This is a genomic window from Kribbella sp. VKM Ac-2566, from assembly GCF_004366005.1.
GTDB lineage: Bacteria > Actinomycetota > Actinomycetes > Propionibacteriales > Kribbellaceae > Kribbella > Kribbella pratensis.
The window spans coordinates 417,426-438,820 of sequence record NZ_SODT01000012.1; the positions used below are offsets into that span (position 1 = coordinate 417,426).

The window sequence follows — 21,395 nt, forward strand, 5'->3', positions numbered from 1 at the left end:
CCGAAGCAGAACAAGACCCCGATCCACAGATGACGGAGTACGACGTGTCCGAGCGCGACGACGAGGTCCTCGACCACGAGGACGAGTTCGACGTATCCGACGCCGACCTCGATCTCGACTTCGACGAGACCGCCACCGATGACGATCTGTTCGCTGACGACGACGATGACGACGACGACCCGTTCGCGGGCCTCGACGACGACGACGCCGGCGAGGACGAGGACGATGTGGACGACGACGAGTACTCCGCCGACGACGAGGCGGAGACGCCGCGGGCGGACACCGACACGTCCGACGACGAGCCGGTGGTAGTGGTCCCGGCGGCTGACGATTCCGAGGCCGCCGAGTTCGTGACCGAGGACGACGTCGAGGACGCCGCCGAGGAGCTGGCCGACGAGACCGCCGAGACCGCTCCGCCGACCACCGCCGAGGTGCCTGCCGCGGCTGACGAGGTGGTCTTCTCCAGCGGTGACGACGAGTCCGGTGACGACGAGTCCGGTGACGACGACGCCGACGTGGACGCGGCGGCTGCGGCCGCCGCCGCGACGGACGACGACGAGGACGACGCGGAGGCCGAGGAGGCGGAGCCCGAAGAGCCGGGCGACCCGCTCGAGGAGCTGCGCAGCCGGCTGCGTTCGCAGATCGGCGACTGGTACGTCGTACACACGTACTCAGGGATGGAGAACCGGGTCAAGGGCAACCTGGAGAACCGGATCAACTCCCTGAACATGGAGGACTACATCTTCGAGATCATCGTGCCGACCGAAGAGGTCGCCGAGATCAAGAACGGTCAGCGCCGGATGGTGAAGCGCACCGTCCTCCCCGGCTACGTGCTGGTCCGGATGGACCTGACCGACGAGTCCTGGTCGACCGTGCGGCACACGCCGTCGGTGACCGGCTTCGTCGGGAACAGCCAGAAGCCGGTCCCGCTCAGCCTCGAAGAGGTCGAGAAGATGCTCGCTCCGGCTGTCGTGGCGGCAGCCGAGGCGGCGGCAGCCGAAGCCGGCGCCGCACCCGCCAAGACCGCGGCGAAGAAGAAGGTCGAGGTCGCCGACTTCGGTGTGGGCGACTCGGTCATGGTGGTCGACGGGCCGTTCGCGACCCTGCACGCCACAGTCACGGAGATCAATGCCGAGGCCCAGCGGATCAAGGCCCTGGTGGAGATCTTCGGCCGGGAGACCCCGGTGGAACTCAGCTTCAACCAGATCCAGAAAGTCTAAGGACCCGACAGAATGCCTCCCAAGAAGAAGATCGCTGCCCTGGTCAAGGTGCAGCTCCAGGCCGGTGCAGCGACGCCGGCCCCGCCGGTCGGTACCGCGCTCGGTCCGCACGGCGTCAACATCATGGAGTTCTGCAAGGCGTACAACGCCCAGACGGAATCCATGCGTGGCAACGTGGTGCCGGTCGAGATCACCATCTACGAGGACCGTTCCTTCACCTTCATCACCAAGACGCCGCCGGCGCCGGAGATGATCAAGAAGGCCGCCGGTCTGCAGAAGGGCTCGGCCGTCCCGCAGCGCGACAAGGTCGGCAAGATCACCAAGGACCAGGTCCGCGAGATCGCCACCACCAAGATGCCGGATCTGAACGCCCGTGACATCGACGCGGCGATGAAGATCATCGAGGGTACGGCGCGCTCCATGGGCGTCACCGTCGACGGCTGAGCAGTACCACTTCACACGTAGTAGTGGCAGGGCGAAGCGCCGCCCGGAGACCACACCCCAGAGAGGAACCAGTCATGGCACAGCGCAGCAAGGCTTACCGCGCCGCCGCAGAGAAGATCGACTTCGATCACCTGTACACGCCGCTCGAGGCGATCAAGCTCGCCAAGGAAGCGGCCGGCAGCAAGAAGTTCAACTCCACCGTGGACGTCGCGATGCGTCTCGGGGTCGACCCTCGCAAGGCCGACCAGATGGTGCGTGGCACCGTCAACCTTCCGCACGGTACCGGCAAGACGGCACGGGTCCTCGTCTTCGCCACCGGTGAGAAGGCCGAGGCCGCGAAGGCCGCCGGCGCCGACTTCGTGGGCGACGACGACCTGATCAAGAAGGTGACCGACGGCTGGCTCGACTTCGACGCGGTCGTCGCCACCCCTGACCTGATGGGCAAGGTCGGCCGCCTCGGCCGGGTTCTCGGCCCGCGTGGTCTGATGCCGAACCCGAAGACCGGCACGGTGACCCCGGATGTGGTCAAGGCCGTGAACGACATCAAGGGCGGCAAGATCGAGTTCCGGGTCGACCGGCACGCGAACCTGCACTTCATCATCGGCAAGGCGTCGTTCGACGAGGCCCAGCTGGTGGAGAACTACAGCGCCGCACTCGAGGAGATCCTCCGGTTGAAGCCGGCCAGCTCCAAGGGCCGCTACATCAAGAAGACGGTCTTCTCGACCACGATGGGGCCGGGCGTCCAGGTTGACCCCAACCTGAGCCGCAACCTCACCGAGGACGCGGTCGAGGCCTGATCCTCCACACCTCATCAACAGCAAGCCCCCGGGACCTGAACTGGCCCCGGGGGCTTGCTGTCTCTGTCGCCCGAGGCGGGTCATCCGGCTGTCCTGTCCGACGTACGGGTGGTGATCAGTCCAATCCGGGGTCGTGCAACAGGTAATGGTGAGTCGGCACCTGCTATTGCCTGTTCCCGGTCACCAGCACCTATCTCCAGTCACGCGTCTGTGCCCACTCCCCGGCTCGTGAGCTACCGCCCGTCGAGTTGACGATGGGTTATCCCCTCGCGTTGTGGGTTCTCTACTGATACGCGAGGGGAGACCCCTGCACGCGAGGGGCTAACCGCTCTTAGTGACTGATCCGTGGATGTGCGTTTGGTCGCCGAGGTCCACGACTCGAGGACCACGGGGTGACCGCGGTCTGTCGGTCGAGGGGGTGCGTCGGATCAGGCGTGGGTCAGGCGGAGGGGGTGGTCTGCGGTTTGGATGGTCCAGCCGTTGGGGTGTTTTTCGAGGATGGTGCCTGGGGCGGCGGTGCTGTGGTGGGTGGCCGGGTCGGTTCGGGTGATGAGGTGGGTGGTGCCGTCCAGTTCGACCTGGGCGGTGGGTGCGGTGACGTTGAGGGCGGCGGCCTTGCGGCGGATCACGCGGGACGGTTCGGTGAGGTCGAGGAGTCGTTCGTCCTCGGTGAAGAGCGGCGCGTCGGAGGCGTACGCCGGGTCCTGCGGTTGACCGGGATCGCCGGCGACGAGTTTGGGAACCGCCTCGTCCAGGCATTCGCTCAGCAGCGTCCGCCAGCACTGCATCAGCCCGGAGCCGTTCAGGTCCTCGGGCAGTGGCGCGATCCGCTGGGCGAGGATGGCGCCGGTGTCGAACTCCGCCGCTGTCCGGTGCACGGTCGCTCCGACCCGCTCGTCACCTTCGTAGATCAGCCGCTGCGGTGTCGGCCCGCGTCCGGCCGGCAGCGGTGACGGGTGGCAGTTGACAGCGCCGTACGCCGGGATTTCGAGGATCTCGTCCGGGATCAGGCGGGGGAACGCGGCCGAGATGATCACGTCCGGCCGGAGCGCGGCGATCACCGGCGCGGCGACGGTCCGGAGTTTGCGGGTGATCAGCACGTTCAGGTCGTCCGGCAGACCCGCGACCATCGGGTCGGAGGCGCCGTACCTGCTGGTTTCCGGCAGCGTCGCGACCAGCACCAGTTCGTGTCCGTTCCGTTCGGCGAACTCGTGCACGAGCCGGAATCCCGGCAGGAACGCGTTCAGGCCGACGATCCGCAAGCTCATGTTTCCCCAGGTGGTCAGTGCGCGACGAGGTCCGGTGTCAGCGACGACGGCGTGGAGACGCCGACCAGCCGCAGGGTGTGGTCGAGTTCGGTGCCGAGGTCGGTCAGCAGCCGGGTGACGCCGTCGGACGAGCCGACGGTCAGGGCCCACAGCGCGGGACGGCCGACGAACACAGCCCTGGCGCCGAGGGCCAGGGCCGCGAGGACATGCTCGCCACGGCGGATGCCGCCGTCGACGTACACCTCGAGGTTGCTTCCCGCGACGGCTTCGGCAACCTCGGGCAGCGCCTGCGCCGTAGCGATCGAGCCGTCGAGCTGACGGCCGCCGTGGTTCGAGACGATGATGCCGGCGGCGCCCGCGTCCGCGCAGCGCTTGGCGTCGTCGCCGCGGAGGACGCCCTTCACCACCACGGGCAGGCCGGTGCGTTCGGCGAGCCAGCCGATCACGTCGGGGGTCAGGTCGTCGGCCTTCGCGAGGTCGTCGTCGGTCCACTCGCCGACGGGCAGGTTGGCCAGGAACTGTCCGGGGTGCGCCACGTCCCAGACCGTCTCGCCATCGTCTTCCTTCCGGCCGACCACGGGTGTGTCGACAGTCAGCACGACCGCCCGCGCCCCGGCCTCGACGGCGGCATCGAGCATTCGGACGGTGATCTCGCGGTTCCGCACGATGTAGATCTGCAGCCACCACGGAACGCCGGTCGCCCCGAGGTCGGCGAACGACGTACCGGCGTTGCTGGAGACACCGACGACCGACTTCGCCGCCCCGACGCCGCGCGCCATCGCGAGCTCGCCGTCCGGGTCGGCCATCCGCTGCATCGTCGACGGGGCGACCAGGATGGGCGCGTCGACGGGTGTGCCGAGCACCGTCGTACCCAGGTCGACGGTGGACACGTCGTTCAGCACGTGCGGACGGAACCGGTACGCCGACCACGCCGAGGTCGCCTCGGCGACGCTGACCCCACCGGCCGAGCCCTGCCGGAAGTAGCGATGCACGGCCTCCGGCAGCTTCTCGGCGGCCGCGTCTTCCAGGGTGTCGATCCATCGCATGCGGCCCATCGTCGCACCCGGTGGTTCCGCAGCGGACCGAATTTCGCGGCGCAGGGTGGTGGCCGGACGGTACAGTGGACGACATGACGCAGTACGGGCAGCGATTTCTGCGCCCCGGCCGGCACGACGGTGCCGACGGGGTGAGCTGCTGCTGCGCTCTCTCCTGAGGTGACCGCGGCCGACCGGGGTGGACCCCCGTCGAGACCGTCATCCTGGAGAGAAACTCATGCCTGTCCTCACTGTTGAAGAACTGCACTCTGCCCTCGCGCTGCGCGATCTCACCGACCCGGCCCAGGGCCCGCACGCCGTCCAGCTCGTCGTCGATTCGATCCGTGCGGCGCTCGGCGCCGCGTGGCCGTACACCGAGATCTGGACCCGTCGCGACCATCCCGTCGTACCGATGGCCGACAATTACGACAACCTCGGGTACGCCGCCGACGCGGTGACCCGGGAGGCCCGCTACACGCGCTACGTGTCCGAGACCGAGGTGCTGCGAAGTCACACGTCGGCGATGATTCCGCCCGCGCTCCGTGAGCTCGCCGGATCGGAGTCGTCCGATGTGCTGATGATCTGCGCGGGCATCTGTTACCGCCGGGACTCGGTCGACTGGCAGCACACCGGTACGCCGCATCAGCTCGATCTGTGGCGGGTCAGCCGCAACGTGACGCTCGGCGAACCGGAGCTGGAGGACATGATCGCCCGTCTGGTCGACACCGTCCTGCCCGGCCAGACCTATCGCACCGTGCCGGCCGTCCACCCGTACACGATCCACGGCCGGCAGATCGATGTCCTGCTGGACGATCAGTGGATAGAGATCGGTGAATGCGGGGTCGCAGCGCCGCACGTGCTTCGCATGGCCGGCCTCGACGACAGCTGGACCGGTCTCGCGATGGGCCCTGGCCTGGATCGGCTGATGATGCTCCGCAAGGGGATCCGTGACATCCGCCTGCTCCGCTCGACGGATCCGCGGGTGGCGGGTCAGATGCTGGATCTCGCGCCGTACAAGGCGGTCTCGTCGATGCCGCCGGTCCGTCGTGACCTGTCCGTCGTTGTCGACGAGTCGGCGGACGTGTCGGCGGAGGTTCTCGGTGACAAGGTGCGTGCCGCGCTCGGCCCGGACGCCGATGCCGCGGAGTCGCTGGAGGTGCTGGGCGAAACGTCGTACGACGACTTGCCGACGAAGGCCCGTGAGCATCTCCAGATGACTCCCGGTCAACGGAACCTCCTGGTCAGGCTGGTCCTGCGGCCGGTGGACCGCACGCTCACCGACGCGGAGGCGAATGCCTTGCGCGACAAGGTCTACCGCGCGCTGCATGAGGGTCCTGTGCTCGAGCTCATCGGATAGACCCGTCGGAGCTCGCGGGCGGCGACCACGAAGGCGCAGACCGCGAGCGGCAGCTCCAGCAGGAGCGCCTCGGTCACCGAGAGGGTGCGGTCGAACCCGGCCGCCGCCGTACTCACGTCGAACCAGGCGTCGGCCGTGAGTAGCGTCCCGGCGGCCATCGCGGTCAGAGCGGCGTATCTGTTGCGTGTGTGCAGCAGGTACGCCGTGAGACCGGCGGCGATCGCGGTGCCGCAGTCGAGGCCGATCCAGGTGAGCTTCCAGTGGCCCGCCTGATAGGTGCTCGGCAGCGTGGCCGCGAGAATCAGGCACCAAGGAAGCAGCACTGCCGCGACCCCGGCGGCGACCAGCGCGGCCAGTCCTCCGGGTGAGCGGCGGGCGCGGATCCTGCCGTCCAGCCGCCCCTCGGTGATGTAGTCGTCGAGCGCGTCCGCCACGCGGTCGTCGATCGCGTCGCCGAGTTTCCCGTCGATTGCCCGGCTGAGATCGCCGTTGATCGCTGTCGTCGTCATGCCTTCGAGGATTCCGGCGGCGGGCGCTCAGCACAGTCCGGCCAGCCCACGAACAGGGGTAGGGATAACCCCCGGCCGGGTCCGTGGGTTGTCCTCATGCCGCCCGCCTGGGCCGACGACGTAAGTTGTGACGGCAAGCAGGCGCTGACACGGGGAGGTGGTCCGGATGACGGTTGCTGCGAATCCGGTTCCCCGGACGCCCTGGCGACTCTGGCGCTCGCCGTACTTGTGGTTGGCAACCATCCACATCCTGGGCGACGCGATCGTGGTGCTCACCTCCGGACTGGTGGTGCTGGCCGCGGTTCTGGTCGCCTTGCTGGCTTGGCCCCTCGGGTACGTCGGGATTCCGCTGAGCGCCGGCGCGAACCGGTTCGTGTACCGGGTGGCCGGATGGGAACGAGCGCGGGCACGGATCACTCGCGGGCAGGTCATCCCGCCGTTGATCCCACCACCGCCGGGCGGATCACGGGTCGCCGACGCGCGCCTCGCGGTGACCGACCGCGGGATGTGGCAGCAGTTCCTGTACTACCTGCTGCTGTTGCCGCTGGCAATCGTTTGGCTGGGCCTCATCCCGGCTGCATGGTCGGTGCCGCCGGTGCTGATCGCGTTGCCGCTGTACTACGACCAGTTCGCCGCCGCGCAGGCGCAGCTCGGGCCGTTCGTGATCGACTCGGTCAAGACCGCTTCGATGGTGGCGATCGTCGCGGCCGTGTTCCTGCTTGTGGTGTCGCCATGGCTGATGCGGCTGGCGTCGGCGCTGGACGCTGAGCTCGCGCGGCGGTTGCTCGGCCGGTCCGAGAGCGGTGCCCTGGCGGAGCGCGTCACGCAGCTGGTGACGAGCCGGCAGCAGGTGGTCGACTCCGTCGAGGCCGAGCGGCGGCGGATGGAGCGCGACCTGCACGACGGCGCCCAGCAGCGGCTCGTGTCACTGGCGATGACGCTCGGCCGTGCCAAGAATCGCCTGGGAAGCAAGGAGCCCGCGGTGCGCGCGTTGATCGAGGAGGCGCATTCGGAGGCGATGCAGGCGATTGCCGAGCTCCGCGACCTGACTCGAGGACTGCACCCGCCGGTGCTGACCGATCGCGGTCTGGACGCGGCACTGTCGGCGGTGGCGGTCCGATCACCGGTTCCGGTCCACCTGAGGCTCGCCATACATTCCCGGCCGTCGCTGACGATCGAGTCGATCGCGTACTTCGTCGTGACGGAGGCGCTGACCAACGTGGCCAAACATGCAGAGGCGGCGCACGTGAAGGTATCGGTGGTGCGGAGGGGCGACGTACTGCGGGTCGAGGTGCGGGACGACGGGCAAGGTGGCGCCGATCCGTCCAAGGGCACCGGGCTGCGCGGGCTGACCGATCGGGTGGCGGGCGTTGACGGATGGCTCACGGTGGACAGTCCACCGGGTGGCGGGACCACGCTGATCGCGGAGGTGCCCTGTGGTTGAAAACACGGTGCCTGAAAACACGGTGCCCGAAAGAGCGGCGGTTGAGGAGAATGAGCGGATGCGGGTGGTGATCGCCGAGGACTCGGTGCTGCTGCGTGAGGGCATCGTGCGATTGCTGGAGGAGCAGGACTGCGCGGTGGTCGCGGCAGTCGGGGACGGCGACGCGCTGCTGAAGGCGGTCGAGTCGCATCGGCCGGACGTGTGTGTGGTCGACGTACGGATGCCGCCGACGTTCAGCGACGAGGGACTGCGGGCGGCGTTGGTGATCCGCGAGCAGTACGCCGAGGTCGGCGTACTGGTGCTGTCGCAGTACGTCGAGGAGCGCTACGCGAGTGAACTGATCGGTGGGAACCCGGGCGGTGTCGGATACCTGCTCAAGGACCGCGTGGCGGATGTGGATCAGTTCATCGAGGGGCTGCGCCGGGTCGCGGGCGGTGGCGCGGCGCTGGATCCGGAGGTGATCTCGCAACTTCTGGTGCGATCGCGGAAGGAGGATCCGCTCGCGGTGCTGAGCCCGCGGGAACAGGACGTTCTCCGGGCGATGGCGGAAGGAAAGTCGAACGCCGGGATCGCCCAGGCGCTCGTCGTCGGTGAAGGCGCGGTGGAGAAGCACATCAGCAACATCTTCCTGAAGCTCCGGTTGTCCCCGACCGACGGCGAGCACCGGCGGGTGCTCGCCGTGCTCAAGTACCTGGACACGTGATGACGACCGCGCAGCGGAGGATGCTGATCATCGGTCTGGTGCCGGTGCTGGTGCTGGTGATCACGGCCGGGGCGGTGACCGTGTCGTTGATCCGGGGCAAGCTGCCGTACGAATACTCGGCCTCGTTCAAGCCCGGACCGCAAGGGGTGAAGGTGGTGTCGGGTGTCGCGATGCAGTTGCTGGCGAGCGCCGACGGACAGGTGCACGTGACGGTCGACGGGACGTATGCCGTCGCGAAGCCCGCCGTAAGAGTGTCGACGGTGGGCGGAGTGCTGGACGTCGAGACGACCTGTCCCGACGTGCACTGCGAGGTCGAGCTGACCGTGGAGGTGCCAAGTGCGGCCGCCGTCCACGCGAAGGCCGACGGTACGTCGATGACTGCGACCGGCGTTGCTTCGCCATTGACGGTGGAAGCGACCGATGCTTCGGTCACCCTGACCCGCGTGCGGAGCCCGCGGGTTTCGGTGGACGCGGTGCATGGCTCGATCGACATGCTCTTCGACAGCGCGCCGGATCAGGTCAACGCCACGGCCAGCGACGGTTCTCTCATGGTGCAGCTTCCGCGTACGGCGACGTACGCGATCGATGCGCTCGCGGCCCAAGGGTCCACCCAGGTCGACGTACCGAACGACTCCAGTTCCTCGAACCGCCTCTACCTACGGACCAGCTACGGCAGCATCACCGTCCAGTAGGCCGTCCGCCGACCCAGTCGACCTGGACAGAGTCGAGGACCTGTTGGGCGGTTCGCTCGTCGTCGGCGCGGACCTGCACGATCCCGGTGGCCCCGCTCTCGAAGGTCTTCTGCATGAGCATGCTCACCTGGCCCTCCGGACAGTCGGGGTATGCCCAGATCCGGGTCCGAGCGGCCGGTGTGTTGCCGTCCAGAGGCTCTGCGGCTTTGCCGCACTGTTCTCCGGCGTCGACGGTGCCTGGCCCGTTGTACACGGCCACCTTGAGAGGCGAGTCCTCCCATGTGCCGAGGTACAGGTAAGCGGCCCATTGCTTCGGAGCCCGACCCTCGACCTCCTTGGTCCACGCTCGCGGCACCCGGACCGAGATGCGCCCGCTGTCGTCGTGAACCTCGACCAGCTGACGCGGCCTGATCACCAGGAACCACGTACTGATGCCTGCGGTCAGTAGCAGCACCAGCGCGACGCTACCGGCGACGACGAGACGGGCGCGGTGACGTGTACGCGGGGCGTCCGTCGACGCGGCGTCCTCAGGTGGTGCTGTATCGGGCATCTGCTCAGCCTAGGCAGACCCACGGCTCGCTGTACGAAGGTGGCAGACTGATGCCACAAGCAGCTACAGCGCTGCGCAGAACGTCTTGGCCTTGGTGGTGATGGCGGGCCAATTGGCGGACGCTACGTCGGCGGGGGAGACGACATCGGTGCCTGCGCTGACGGCCAGGGCGCCGGCGGCCAGGAAGTCGTGAGCGTTGGTGGCGTTGACGCCGCCGGACGGGATCAGCGGTACGCCGGGGAACGGGCCGTTGAGGTCCTTGAAGTACTTCGGGCCCAGTTGGTGGGCGGGGAAGATCTTCACCGCGGCCGAGCCGAGGGCGATCGCGGTCATCACCTCGGACGGGGTGAAGGCGCCGAGTACGACGGGGATCCCGGCGATCCGCGCGGCCTCGGCGATCGCAGCCGCCTCGGGGCCCTGGCCGGGGGTGACGAGGAACTGGGCGCCGGCGTTGATCGCCTGGGTGGCCTGGTCGCCGGTCTGAACGGTGCCGGCGCCGACGACCGCGCCGGTCTCGGCCGCGGTGGAGGCCGCGCGTTCCAAGTGCCGGAGGAGATCCGGGGTAGTGTAGGTGAGCTCGACGACGTGGATGCCGCCGGCAACCAACGCGGCACAGAGGTCGCGGGCGTCCGAGATCTCCGGGGCGCGGACGACAGTCAGAACCCGATCGGCTCGGAGCAGCTCCAGGGTGTTCACGACAAGTTCCTTTCAGCTGAGGTACGGCGAATGGCGCGGCCGGGGCGGGTGGGCGTTCGCTGCGAGTCGTCGATGACGGGGATGCCGTTGACGAAGACGTACGGGATGCCCGTGGCTTGCCGGCGAGGTTCGGGGAACGTAGCGGTGTCCTGCACCGTGGCGGGGTCGAAGAGGACCAGGTCGGCGGCGTACCCCTCGCGGATCAGCCCGCGGTCCGGGAGCCGGAGACGACGGGCGGGGCGGCCGGTGAGGTGGTGGATGCAGTCGGCGAGGTCGAGTACGCCGAGCTCGCGGACGTAGCGGGCGAGGTACCGCGGGAACGTGCCCCACGACCGCGGGTGCGGTTTGCCGCCGACCAGGATGCCGTCCGAGCCGCCCGTGTGCGACGGGTGCCGCATGATGGCGCGCACGTTCTCCTCGTGGCCGACGTGCTGCAGGATCGAGGTCGCGAGGTCGTCGGCCAGCAGGATCTCGAAGAAGACCTCCGAGGGCGGCTTACCGGTACGCGCCGCAAGGGCTGCGACGGTGTTGCCGACCGCGTCGGACAGGGCCGGGTTGCGCACGCCGCCGATCTCGATCGTGTCCCACTCCACCACACAGCCGTGGCAGCCGTCGGACCCGACCTGCTCCAGCTCGTAGGTGATGCGCTCCCGCGCGGACGGATCGCGGAGCCGGGCGAGCAGCGCGTCCGGTCCGCCCTCGGCCGTCCAGCTCGGCAGGATCGCCGCCAGGGTGGTGGCGCCCGGCAGGTACGGATAGGTGTCGGTGGTGACGTCGACCCCAGACGCGAGCGCCTTGTCGATCATCTCGACCAGCTCGGAGCCTCGGCCGGCGTTCGGGGCGAAGTTCATCACCGCGTGGGTCAGGTGCAGCGCACACCCGGAGCGGCGGGCCACGTCGACCATCTCGGCGTACGCCTCGAGGGCGCCCTTCCCGTACGAGCGCTGATGCGGCGCGTAGTACCCGCCGTACGACGCGACGACCTCGCACAGCTCGACCAGCTCGTCGGTGCCGGCGAACATGCCGGGCGTGTAGGTGAGTCCGCTGCTCATCCCGACCGCGCCGTCGCGCAGTCCGTCGGCGAGCAGTTGCTTCATCCGCGCGAGCTCGTCAACGGTCGCGGGACGGTTGGAGGTGCCAACGACCATCAGGCGGAGCGTGCCCTGCGGGACCAGATACGCCGCGTTGCAGGCGATCCCCTGGTCGAGGCGGTCGAGGTACCCGGCGACCGTCGACCAGGAGAAGTCGAAGTCGTCCGGTTCCCCGTTCCAGCCGGCGATCTGGCGGCGTACGACGGCCCGCGTCGGATCGTCGATCGGGGCGAAGGACAGGCCGTCCTGACCTAGGACCTCGAGCGTGACGCCCTGGCTGACCTTGGCGGTGTGGTCAGGGTTGACCAGGATCTGCAGGTCCGAGTGCGAGTGCATGTCGATGAAACCGGGCGACAGCACCAGCCCGTCCGCGTCGATCGTCCGGTGCGCGGCCGGGAGGTCGTTGCCGATAGCCACAATCCGCCCGGCGTCGACCGCGACGTCCGCGTGGTACCCCGGTGCGCCGGACCCGTCGACGACCAGCGCCCCGGTGATCAAGACATCTCTCATGTCAGAAGAACGTTCGGATCAGGTCGACGATCACGGGATCTGCGGCGTCCGGGTCGTCGACGACCGGGATCAGGCCCCATTTGTCGAAGGCCGTGCAGGGGTGTGACAGGCCGACCCGCAGCTCGTCGCCGATCACCACGTCCTGGTCGTCTCCGAACTGCAGGTAGCCGTGCTGGTCGTTGAGGTTCGTCACCTTCATCCCGGTGGCCGGCAGGATCGGCGACCCGTCCGACCGCGGCCGGATCAGCTGCGGCTCGGGATAGTCCTGGTCGAACGGGAAGTCGCGGCGTCCGCCGTCGAAGATCGCCAGTCCCGGCTCGGGCTGCGACGTGATCCGCATCCACCCGTGCATTGCCGGCAGGAGCTGCTCGCCGTCCGTCCGCGGATGCTCGCCGAGCGGCGACACCCGACGGTAGAGGCCGTCGTCGTGGGCGATGTACGCGCCGGAGCGCAGTACCACCCGGGCGCCTTCGCCTGCCTCGGAGGCGAGCACCTTCGCGACCTGCTCGAAGTACTGGCTCCCGCCCGCGCTGACCACCGGTACGACGTCCTCGTCGTACAAAGACCGCAGCCGGTGATGAACGGCCGCCAGGTCCCGCAGGTACGCGCGGACCTCCTCGAGGTTGGCCTCGTCGACGCCGTGCCCGATCGCGCCCTCGTACCCGGCCACGCCGACGAGGCGCAGGGTCGACGCGTCGGCGATCGCGTAGCCCACGGCGAGGGCGGTCTCGAGATCCCGGGCGCCGGTCCTGCCTCCGATGCCGCCGACCTCGACCATCACGTCGAGCGGTCGCGCGTCGGCGCCGACGTACGCCGAGCGGGCCGCTTCCATCAGCTCGACGGTGCGGATCGAGTCGGCCCACACCATCACCTCGAACGTCGGGTCGGCCGCGAGCTCGTCGGCGATCCAGCGCAGCTGCAGGGGCGAGATCACCGCGTTGGCGATGAGGACGCGCTGTACGCCGTACGCCCGGGCGACTCCGAGCTGGAACGCGTTGGCCAGCGTGATCGCCCAGGCGCCGGCATCCAGCTGCATCGCCCAGAGGGCAGGCGCCATCGTGGTCTTGCCGTGCGGTGCGAGCTCTACGCCGTGCCGGGTGCACCAGGTGGCGAGGGTGTCGACGTTGTGTCGCAGGCCGGGGGCCGACAGCGTCATCAGCGGAGTCGGAAGCTGGGACAGCCGAGGCCGGTCGGCCAGCACCTCCGCGACGGTGCGGCCCCAGAAGGCGGGCGGCAGGGCCTTGTCCTGCCAGCTCACCTGCTGATCGGCGAGCGCGGCGACGGTGTCGGCATCGTAAGCAGGCATGTGACCCCCTGGGTTGGGATTGCAGAATACGCAACGCTCATTGCGCATTCTGACTCGTCGGTTGTAGCATCGCGCCCGAAGTCGCGTCAACGCACGTCTATCCAACGCACGCCTATCCCATCACCCCGCCGCCAAGGAGTGCCGATGCCCGAACCGCTCCATGAGACGGACGCGATCTGCTTGGGTGAGGCGATGATCATGCTGGCGGGCGGGCCGGGACCCCTCAAAGACGTGGAGACGTTCAGGCGGTCGGTCGGCGGGGCGGAGTGCAACGTGGCCGGTGGGCTGGCGGCGCTCGGCGTACCGACGGGGTGGATCTCGCGGCTCGGGGACGACGGCTTCGGCCAGCACGTACTGCGGGATCTGCAGGCGCGGGGTGTCGACGTCGGGGGCGTCGAGCTGGACCCGGTCCGGCCGACCGCGCTCTACGTGAAGGAGTCGGAGGACGGGCGCTCCCGGATGCACTACTACCGGACCGGTTCGGCGGCAGCGGCTATGAACCCCGAGTTCCTGGACCGGCCAGAGGTCAGCGGGCGACTCAAGCGGGCCAAGCTCGTTCACACGACCGGCATCACTGCAGCGATCTCCACGACCAGCGCGGCGATGCTGGAGCGGCTGGCGACCGAACCGCGTGAATTCCTGCTCAGCGTCGACCTGAACTGGCGGCCGGCGCTGTGGCGCGACAGGGACCCCGAGCCGTTGTGGCGGTTGCTGAAGGCGGCCGACATCGTACTGATCGGTGCTGACGAGGCGGAGGTCTTTGCCGGGACTGGGAACCCGGACGAGCTGTACGAGCGTCTGCAAACGCCTGTGCTGGTGGTGAAGGATGACGCGCATCGGGCGATGGTGCTGGAGCCAGGCGGTCGCACTGAGGTTCCAGCGCTCACGGTGGATGTGGTGGAGACAGTCGGTGCAGGTGATGCGTTTGCCGCGGGCTTCCTGGCCGCGACGCTGCAGGACCTTCCGATGACGCAGCGGCTCCGCTTGGGGCACCTGAACGCCGCAGCAGTCCTGACCGCTCCGGAAGACCACGCCCCACCGCCTGCGGTCGAGGTGCGCGAGCGACTCCTCAAAGCATCAGACGAGGAGTGGGCGGCTACGAAGATCGGTGTGGCATGAGTCAAAGCCTCGGCAGGGCGTTGCAGATCCTCAAGAGCCTCGGCGAGGGGGAGCGGTCGCTTGACCAGCTCGCGACCGAGCTGGGTGTGCACAAGACGACAGTGCTGCGTCTCTTGCGCACCATGGAGGCAGAGCGGTTCGTACGGCGTGACTCGGCGCACCGCTACCGCCTGGGTTCGCGGCTGTTCGCGCTCGCGGACGTGGCGCGCGAGCAACACGTCGTACGGCAGGTTGCTGCACCGCATCTGCGTGAGCTGAACCAGAAGACCGGCCAGACGGTTCACCTGGCGGCCTGGGAGAACGGTGAGGTGATCTACGTCGACAAGCTCGACAGTGTGCGCTCGGTGCGCATGTACTCGCAGGTCGGCGTACCGGCGGCCCTGCACTGCACAGCGGTTGGCAAGGTGCTGCTGGCTGCGCAGCCGAAGCGGCAGCGGGAGGCGGTGCTCGCCACGCTGGACTACAAGGTGTACACGCCGAACACCATCACTGACGCGGACCGGTTGCGCGACGAACTGCAGCTGACCAAAGAGCGTGGCTGGGCTCAGGACAAGGCAGAGCACGAGTCGTTCATCAACTGCATCGGTGCGCCGTTGAGTGACAGCACCGGCCGCGTTGTCGGGGCCGTGTCGTTGTCGGTGCCCGACGTACTGCTGAACTATGACCAGGTGCTCGAGCTGCTGCCTGAGTTGCTCGCCACCGCGAATGCGATCAGTGCCGACTACAACTGAGAGGTGTCAGACCTGATGTCCGACAAGACCGCAGTCTCCACCACCGACGCGCCGCCGCCGATGCCGGTGTTCTCGCAGGGCGTCCGCAAGGGCAACATCCTGCAGGTGTCCGGCCAGGGCTCGGTCGACCCGGCCAGCGGCGACTTCGTGTTCAAGGGTGACGTGAAGGGCCAGACCACGCGGGTCCTGCAGAACATCGAGGCGATCCTCAAGGCCGGCGGCGGGAGCATCGACGACGTGGTGATGCTGCGCGTCTACCTCACCCAGCGAGAGGACTTCGCCGCGATGAACGAGGCGTACGCCGAGTTCGTGTCGACCCGTACGCCGAGCGGCGTCCTGCCGTCGCGGACCACCGTCTTCACCGGCCTGCCGCTGCCGGACATGCTCGTCGAGATCGACGCGCTGGCTGTCCTGAGCTAATTCCTGGGCCGGTTCTGAAGCAGGCACCCGGATCAGTGGCTCGTCTTTGACGGCCTGCTGGTCCGGGCCGCGGTCCCACCAGCGGTGATGCTCATCGGCTGGACACTCCCTCGACAGCTTTCCCGTATCGCGGGATAGGGTTTCACCATGCAGGAAGCGCGGGGTTCGGTGCAGTCGATCGACCGCGCTGTGGCGATCCTCCGGTGCTTCGACGCGCGGACGCCGGACCTCGGCATCAGTGACCTGGCGCGGGCGACCGGCCTCTCCACGAGCACTGTGCACCGGCTGCTGCTCGCCATGCAGGAGAACGGGCTCGTCCGGCAGACCGCCCACCGGCGGTATGCGATCGGCCCGCTGGTCGTGCAACTGGCGCACAGCGGCGGGATTCCGGCCGGCTTGCGCGACGCTGCCCTGCCGGTGCTGCGTGCACTCCGCGATGACACAGGGGAGACCGCGGCCGTGCACGAGTTGCTCCCGTCGGGGCAGCGCGTCGTCCTCGACCAGGTCGAGAGCCATCACCAGTTGCGCCGTACCTACACGGAGTTCGGCCTGCCGGTCGCGCTGCCACTAGGTGCGCCGGGGAAGGCGCTGCTGGCTTTCTTGCCGTTCGAGCGGCAGCAGGAGGTCCTGAAAGGCCCGCTCGAACAGGTGCAGCCCGCGACCATCACCGACCCGGAGGTGCTCGCGGAGCAGTTCGCGGCGATCCGCCGGCGCGGGTATGCGATGTCTCGGACCGAGCGGACGCCCGGGATCTGCAGCGTCGCGGCGCCGGTGTTCGGCTACTCCGGCGAGGTCGCCGGTTGTCTGAGTATCTCCGGCCCCGAGATGCGGATGCCGGTCGAGCGGATGGAGGAGTTCGGGATGAGGGTCGCCGAAGGTGCCTGGTCGGTGTCGGAGTTGCTGGGGGCCACCCCGGTCGCCCGGGACCGCAGTACGGCGCTCGCCGGCGGCCGGTGATGTCACAGGCCCGGAGCCTCTGGAAAATCGCACCTGCGGTCTATCTGCCTGCTCTGCTCTACGGAATCGGCCAAGGTGCGATCGCACCCGTCGTTGCGCTGTCGGCCACGCATCTGGGCGCTTCGGTCGCTGTAGCCGGTCTGGTCGTTGGTGCAGCCGGCCTGGGCCAGGTGATCGGTGACATCCCAGCTGGTGCCCTCACAAACCGCATTGGCGAGCGCAGCGCGATGCTGTCCGCCACCGTCCTCGTAGCGCTTGCACTGGCAGCCTGTCTGGTGGTCCCAACGGTCTGGGGTCTGGCCATCGCCATCGGCTGCACCGGACTGGCAGGTGCGGTCTGGGGCCTCGCCCGACAGGCCTACCTGAGTGAAGCCGTACCGATCGAGCTACGGGCCCGCGCGCTGTCCACACTCGGCGGCGTACAACGCATCGGCTCGTTCATCGGTCCGTTCCTCGGTGCGGGCGCCATGAAGTTCCTCGGTACGGACGGCGCGTACTGGGTGCACCTGGTGGCCGCCGTACTCGCCTGCGCGGTCCTGGTGAGCCTGCCGGACGTCGCCAACCGGCGCGGGAGGGGGCCGATCGCGGCACAGTCGACCTGGGGTGTCATCCGCGACCACTTCCCCGTACTGCGGACTCTCGGTGTCGGAGCGTTGCTCGTCGGGGCGGTGCGAGCCTCGCGGCAGGTGGTGATCCCGCTGTGGGCGCTGCACATCGGACTGGATCCGCAGACCACCAGCATCATCTTCGGACTGTCCGGTGCGGTGGACATGTTGCTGTTCTATCCGGCCGGTTCGGTGATGGACCGCCTCGGTCGCAAGTGGGTCGCCGTACCGTCGATGATTGTGCTGGGGCTGGCGCATCTGCTGCTCCCGTTGACGCACACCACGGCGACACTGACCGCGGTCGCGCTGCTGATGGGGATCGGGAACGGCCTGGGCGCCGGAGTCATCATGACCCTCGGCGCGGACGCCTCACCGCCGGTCGGACGAGCCCAGTTCCTCGGCGCCTTCCGCCTCTTCGCGGACACCGGCAACGGCGCCGGACCCCTGCTGCTCGCGGGCGCGACCGCGACCCTCGGACTGGCGCCGGCGATCATGATCATGGCGGGGACAGGGTGGGCCGCCGCGACGGCGATGCACCGCTGGATCCCACCGCATCCGAGAGCAGAACAGCCTGCTTGAACAACCGATTTGGTCGCCAAGCTAGACGTTGATACTGTTGACGAGCCGAAGACCGCTGGTTGCTGCCCTAGGTAGCTGAAGGTCCCACTCAGGTGGGCGGCCCGCGCAGGTGACTTGGATAGTGACATCAGTATGTTCACGCCCTTGCGCCTGCGCAGGGGCGCTTTTCTTTTGATGGGTACTGCCAATGTCAGGGGTCTCAGGCAAGGAAGCCGAAAGAAGGAGACCCCCATGGCGAGGCCGGACAAGGCAGCCGCTGTCGCGGAGCTGACGGACGAGTTCCGTAGCTCCAACGGCGCCGTGCTGACCGAGTACCGCGGTCTCACCGTTGCGCAGCTCAAGCAATTGCGAGTTTCGCTCGGTGACGACGTGAACTACGCCGTGGTGAAGAACACGCTGACCAAGATCGCGGCCAAGGATGCGGGAGTCGACTCGTTCGACTCGCTGCTCGAAGGCCCCTCGGCAATCGCCTTCATCAAGGGCGACCCGGTGGTTGCGGCCAAGGGTCTGCGTGACTTCGCCAAGGCGAACCCCCTGCTCGTCATCAAGGGTGGAGTGCTGGACGGTAAGGCACTCGGCTCTGACGAGATCAACAAGCTCGCTGACCTGGAGTCGCGTGAGGTCCTCCTCGCGAAGCTCGCAGGTGCGATGAAGGCGGCCCCGCAGCAAGCGGTGTCGCTGTTCGCTGCTCCGCTGTCGCAGGCCGCGCGCCTGTTCGCGGCGCTGCAGGACAAGTTGCCGGCCGAGGCCCCTGCGCAGGACGCAGTGGCGGACGTCCAGGACACCGTCCAGGACACGGTCGAGGCACCTGCCGAGGCGAGCACCGAGGAGACCGCCGCAGCTGACAGCTGAGGCATCTCACCGCAACACCCCATCAGTGATCACCAAGCACCATTTGTCAGGAAGGACCGCCACCATGGCGAAGCTCAGCACCGAAGAGCTCCTCGGCCAGTTCAAGGAACTGACCCTGCTGGAGCTGTCGGAGTTCGTTAAGGCTTTCGAGGAGGAGTTCGGCGTCACCGCCGCCGCCCCGGTTGCCGTTGCCGCTGCTCCGGGCGCCCCGGCTGCCGCTGCCGAAGAGGCCGCGGAGCAGGACGAGTTCGACGTCGTCCTCGAGTCGGCCGGCGACAAGAAGATCCAGGTCATCAAGGAGGTGCGCGGTCTCACGAGCCTCGGCCTGAAGGAGGCCAAGGACCTCGTCGAGTCGGCCCCCAAGGCCATCCTGGAGAAGGTCGACAAGGCAGCCGCGGAGAAGGCCAAGGAGGCCCTCGAGGGCGCCGGCGCCACCGTCACGCTCAAGTGACCTCCGTTACGTTCCGCTGACGGGACGTAACGAATGTGTAGAGAAGGGCGGTCCCCGCAAGGGGGCCGCCCTTCTGCCATGTCGGATCGCTAGGATCTCATCCGCTTGACTTTCAGGGGTTACGCAAAACCGTACTCGTGCGTAACCTAGGCCACTGCCCCGTCGTTGGGACGGCAGAACGTCGTCGGTCGGGGACCAGCAGACATTCCCGTGAGGAGGGCCGGTGGGCGTAGAAGTCCGCGTCGAAGGTCTCACCAAATCGTTCGGCAGCCAGCTCATCTGGGGCGACGTGTCCCTGACGCTGCCCGCCGGTGAGATCTGCGTGATGCTCGGCCCGTCCGGTACCGGCAAGTCCGTGTTCCTGAAGACGCTGATCGGCCTGCTCAAGCCCGACCGGGGCCACGTGTACATCGAGGGCACCGACATCGCCACCTGCAGCGAGCGCGAGCTGTACGAGGTACGGCGGCTGTTCGGCGTGCTGTTCCAGGACGGCGCGATGTTCGGCTCGATGAACCTGTACGACAACGTCGCGTTCCCGCTCCGCGAGCACACCAAGAAGTCCGAGTCCGACATCCGCTCCATCGTGATGGAGAAGATGGAGATGGTCGGCCTGGTGGGCGCGGAGAAGAAGCTGCCCGGCGAGATCTCCGGCGGTATGCGCAAAAGAGCCGGCCTGGCCCGCGCGCTGGTGCTGGACCCGCAGATCCTCCTGGTCGACGAGCCCGACTCCGGCCTGGACCCGGTCCGTACGTCGTTCCTGAACCAGGTGATGATCGACCTGAACGAGGCGTTCAGCCCGACGTTCCTGATCGTCACCCACGACGTCAACACCGCGCGCACCGTGCCGGACAACATCGGCATGCTCTACCACCGGCACCTGGCCATGTTCGGGCCGCGGGAGATGCTGCTGTCCAGTGAGGAACCGGTGGTCCGCCAGTTCCTGAACGCGCAGATGGTCGGTCCGATCGGCATGTCCGAGGAGAAGGACGCCGACGAGCTGGCCGCCGAGGCCGGCCAGGAGCTGCCGCCGCTGCCGCCGATCCCGATCCAGCAGCTGCCCAGCAGCGGCATGCTCCGGCCGACCCAGCGCGAGCCCGGCGCCTGGTGCCGCGAACACGGCGTCACCCCACCACCTGGCTCGTTCGCCACCTCGACAGTGGGGGCCAGGTGACAGTGCTGAATGCCGCGCTGCCGCGCGGCGGGTCACGGGGCTTTGGCTCCCGCCCTTCCCTCGTCGCTCCGGTCGCTTCGCTCCCTCCGCTCCTCAGTCCAGGGCGGGAGGCCCCGTGACCGTTTCTGCGACCGCCCCGCTGAAGCAAGCCGGTTCGCTGTTCGCTTTTGCTCTCGACACCGGACGGGCGACGTTCCGGCGGCCGTTCCAGGTGAAGGAGTTCCTTCAGCAGGCCTGGTTCGTGGCGAGTGTGACGATCGTCCCGACGGCGCTGGTCGCGATCCCGTTCGGCGCGGTGATCGCGCTGCAGGTCGGCGGCCTGATCAAGCAGTTCGGCGCGCAGGCCTTCACCGGTTCCGCCGCGGTGCTGGCCGTCGTACGGGAGGCTTCGCCGATCGCGACCGCGCTGCTGATCGCCGGGGCCGGTGGCTCGGCGATCTGCGCGGACCTCGGCTCGCGGAAGATCCGCGAAGAGCTGGACGCGATGATGGTGCTCGGCATCGACCCGATCCAGCGTCTCGTCGTACCGCGGGTGCTGGCGACGATGCTGGTCGCGTTCTTCCTGAACGGGTTCGTCAGCGTGGTCGGGGTGATGGGCGGTTACGTCTTCAACGTCGTCCTCCAGGACGGCACCCCAGGTAGCTACATCGCGAGCTTCACCGCGCTCGCTCACCTGCCAGACCTGTGGCAGGGGCAGGCGAAGGCACTGGTCTTCGGGTTCATCGCCGCGGTCGTCGCGTCGTACAAGGGCTGTAACGCGGGCGGCGGCCCGAAGGGCGTCGGCGACGCGGTGAACCAGTCGGTCGTCATCACGTTCATGCTGCTGTTCGTCGCGAACTTCTCGATGACCGCGATCTACTTCCAGCTCGTTCCGCCGAAGGGGGCCTGA

Annotated in this window: 23 protein-coding genes; 16 read left to right on the forward strand and 7 right to left on the reverse strand. The window is 68.3% G+C overall.

Annotated elements, in window-relative coordinates; all coding sequences use genetic code 11:
• The first annotated feature begins 311 nt into the window (after positions 1 to 311).
• From nusG to rplA, 3 genes are all read left to right on the forward strand, one after another.
• Positions 312 to 1,220 carry a transcription termination/antitermination protein NusG gene (gene nusG, locus EV647_RS43165; RefSeq protein WP_370344271.1) on the forward strand — a complete coding sequence of 303 codons (909 nt, stop codon included), beginning with the start codon at positions 312 to 314 and terminating at the stop codon, positions 1,218 to 1,220.
• A gap of 12 nt (positions 1,221 to 1,232) precedes the next feature.
• Positions 1,233 to 1,664: a 50S ribosomal protein L11 gene (gene rplK / locus EV647_RS29050; protein ID WP_132319511.1), complete on the forward strand. Its 432-nt coding sequence runs from the start codon at positions 1,233 to 1,235 to the stop codon at positions 1,662 to 1,664.
• A gap of 74 nt (positions 1,665 to 1,738) precedes the next feature.
• Positions 1,739 to 2,461 carry a 50S ribosomal protein L1 gene (rplA, locus tag EV647_RS29055; protein WP_134008448.1) on the forward strand — a complete coding sequence of 241 codons (723 nt, stop codon included), beginning with the start codon at positions 1,739 to 1,741 and terminating at the stop codon, positions 2,459 to 2,461.
• A gap of 428 nt (positions 2,462 to 2,889) precedes the next feature.
• Here rplA and EV647_RS29060 read toward each other — a convergent pair whose 3' ends face one another.
• Both EV647_RS29060 and EV647_RS29065 read right to left on the reverse strand, forming a co-directional pair.
• Positions 2,890 to 3,729 carry a methionyl-tRNA formyltransferase gene (locus tag EV647_RS29060; protein WP_134008451.1) on the reverse strand — a complete coding sequence of 280 codons (840 nt, stop codon included), beginning with the start codon at positions 3,727 to 3,729 and terminating at the stop codon, positions 2,890 to 2,892.
• A 14-nt stretch (positions 3,730 to 3,743) separates the two neighbouring features.
• Complete coding sequence (locus EV647_RS29065; RefSeq protein ID WP_134008454.1) at positions 3,744 to 4,775, reverse strand: alpha-hydroxy acid oxidase; 1,032 nt, start codon at positions 4,773 to 4,775, stop codon at positions 3,744 to 3,746.
• A 226-nt stretch (positions 4,776 to 5,001) separates the two neighbouring features.
• Between EV647_RS29065 and EV647_RS29070 the strand changes: the two genes are divergently transcribed.
• Complete coding sequence (locus tag EV647_RS29070) at positions 5,002 to 6,120, forward strand: hypothetical protein (RefSeq protein ID WP_134008457.1); 1,119 nt, start codon at positions 5,002 to 5,004, stop codon at positions 6,118 to 6,120.
• On the opposite strand, the gene EV647_RS29075 is transcribed toward EV647_RS29070, so the two are convergent.
• Positions 6,075 to 6,629: a hypothetical protein gene (locus EV647_RS29075; protein WP_134008460.1), complete on the reverse strand. Its 555-nt coding sequence runs from the start codon at positions 6,627 to 6,629 to the stop codon at positions 6,075 to 6,077. The genes EV647_RS29070 and EV647_RS29075 overlap by 46 nt on opposite strands.
• 166 nt (positions 6,630 to 6,795) lie before the next feature.
• Between EV647_RS29075 and EV647_RS29080 the strand changes: the two genes are divergently transcribed.
• From EV647_RS29080 to EV647_RS29090, 3 genes are read left to right on the forward strand one after another with little or no spacing between them, the layout of a single operon-like run.
• Positions 6,796 to 8,073: a sensor histidine kinase gene (locus EV647_RS29080; protein ID WP_134008463.1), complete on the forward strand. Its 1,278-nt coding sequence runs from the start codon at positions 6,796 to 6,798 to the stop codon at positions 8,071 to 8,073.
• 58 nt (positions 8,074 to 8,131) lie between these two features.
• A complete protein-coding gene (locus EV647_RS29085) occupies positions 8,132 to 8,776 on the forward strand; it encodes a response regulator transcription factor (RefSeq protein ID WP_134008466.1) in 645 nt (214 codons plus the stop codon).
• Positions 8,776 to 9,468 carry a DUF4097 family beta strand repeat-containing protein gene (locus EV647_RS29090; RefSeq protein WP_134008468.1) on the forward strand — a complete coding sequence of 231 codons (693 nt, stop codon included), beginning with the start codon at positions 8,776 to 8,778 and terminating at the stop codon, positions 9,466 to 9,468. The genes EV647_RS29085 and EV647_RS29090 overlap by 1 nt, the downstream gene beginning before the upstream one ends.
• Here EV647_RS29090 and EV647_RS29095 read toward each other — a convergent pair.
• The 4 genes from EV647_RS29095 to EV647_RS29110 all read right to left on the reverse strand — a co-directional run bounded on the left by EV647_RS29095 (position 9,455) and on the right by EV647_RS29110 (position 13,621).
• On the reverse strand, positions 9,455 to 10,018 hold the full coding sequence (locus EV647_RS29095; RefSeq protein ID WP_134008470.1) for a hypothetical protein: 564 nt from the start codon (positions 10,016 to 10,018) through the stop codon (positions 9,455 to 9,457). The two genes, EV647_RS29090 and EV647_RS29095, sit on opposite strands and share 14 nt — an antisense overlap.
• Before the next feature lie 63 nt (positions 10,019 to 10,081).
• Entirely contained in the window at positions 10,082 to 10,714 is a 633-nt protein-coding gene (locus tag EV647_RS29100; protein WP_134008473.1) for a bifunctional 4-hydroxy-2-oxoglutarate aldolase/2-dehydro-3-deoxy-phosphogluconate aldolase, read from the reverse strand.
• Positions 10,711 to 12,315 carry an amidohydrolase family protein gene (locus EV647_RS29105; protein ID WP_134008476.1) on the reverse strand — a complete coding sequence of 535 codons (1,605 nt, stop codon included), beginning with the start codon at positions 12,313 to 12,315 and terminating at the stop codon, positions 10,711 to 10,713. The genes EV647_RS29100 and EV647_RS29105 overlap by 4 nt, the downstream gene beginning before the upstream one ends.
• A 1-nt stretch (position 12,316) precedes the next feature.
• Positions 12,317 to 13,621: an amino acid deaminase gene (locus EV647_RS29110; RefSeq protein ID WP_134008478.1), complete on the reverse strand. Its 1,305-nt coding sequence runs from the start codon at positions 13,619 to 13,621 to the stop codon at positions 12,317 to 12,319.
• Positions 13,622 to 13,765: 144 nt separating this feature from the next.
• On the opposite strand from EV647_RS29110, the gene EV647_RS29115 reads away from it, so the two are divergent.
• The 9 genes from EV647_RS29115 (at position 13,766) to EV647_RS29155 (ending at position 21,395) form a co-directional block, all read left to right on the forward strand.
• A complete protein-coding gene (locus tag EV647_RS29115) occupies positions 13,766 to 14,740 on the forward strand; it encodes a sugar kinase (RefSeq protein WP_134008481.1) in 975 nt (324 codons plus the stop codon).
• A complete protein-coding gene (locus EV647_RS29120) occupies positions 14,737 to 15,471 on the forward strand; it encodes an IclR family transcriptional regulator (RefSeq protein WP_134008484.1) in 735 nt (244 codons plus the stop codon). The genes EV647_RS29115 and EV647_RS29120 overlap by 4 nt, the downstream gene beginning before the upstream one ends.
• A gap of 15 nt (positions 15,472 to 15,486) precedes the next feature.
• Positions 15,487 to 15,891: a RidA family protein gene (locus EV647_RS29125; RefSeq protein ID WP_134008487.1), complete on the forward strand. Its 405-nt coding sequence runs from the start codon at positions 15,487 to 15,489 to the stop codon at positions 15,889 to 15,891.
• Between the two features lie 147 nt (positions 15,892 to 16,038).
• Positions 16,039 to 16,848, forward strand: coding sequence for an IclR family transcriptional regulator (locus EV647_RS29130; RefSeq protein ID WP_134008490.1), 810 nt, complete (start codon positions 16,039 to 16,041; stop codon positions 16,846 to 16,848).
• Entirely contained in the window at positions 16,848 to 18,032 is a 1,185-nt protein-coding gene (locus EV647_RS29135; RefSeq protein WP_134008493.1) for an MFS transporter, read from the forward strand. Before EV647_RS29130 ends, EV647_RS29135 begins: the two co-directional genes overlap by 1 nt.
• A gap of 231 nt (positions 18,033 to 18,263) precedes the next feature.
• Positions 18,264 to 18,884 carry a 50S ribosomal protein L10 gene (rplJ, locus tag EV647_RS29140; protein ID WP_134008501.1) on the forward strand — a complete coding sequence of 207 codons (621 nt, stop codon included), beginning with the start codon at positions 18,264 to 18,266 and terminating at the stop codon, positions 18,882 to 18,884.
• 64 nt (positions 18,885 to 18,948) lie between these two features.
• Positions 18,949 to 19,335, forward strand: a complete 387-nt coding sequence (gene rplL / locus EV647_RS29145; protein WP_133789427.1) for a 50S ribosomal protein L7/L12 — start codon at positions 18,949 to 18,951, stop codon at positions 19,333 to 19,335.
• A gap of 223 nt (positions 19,336 to 19,558) precedes the next feature.
• Positions 19,559 to 20,506, forward strand: coding sequence for an ABC transporter ATP-binding protein (locus EV647_RS29150; protein WP_133789426.1), 948 nt, complete (start codon positions 19,559 to 19,561; stop codon positions 20,504 to 20,506).
• Between the two features lie 115 nt (positions 20,507 to 20,621).
• Positions 20,622 to 21,395: an ABC transporter permease gene (locus EV647_RS29155; RefSeq protein WP_134008504.1), complete on the forward strand. Its 774-nt coding sequence runs from the start codon at positions 20,622 to 20,624 to the stop codon at positions 21,393 to 21,395.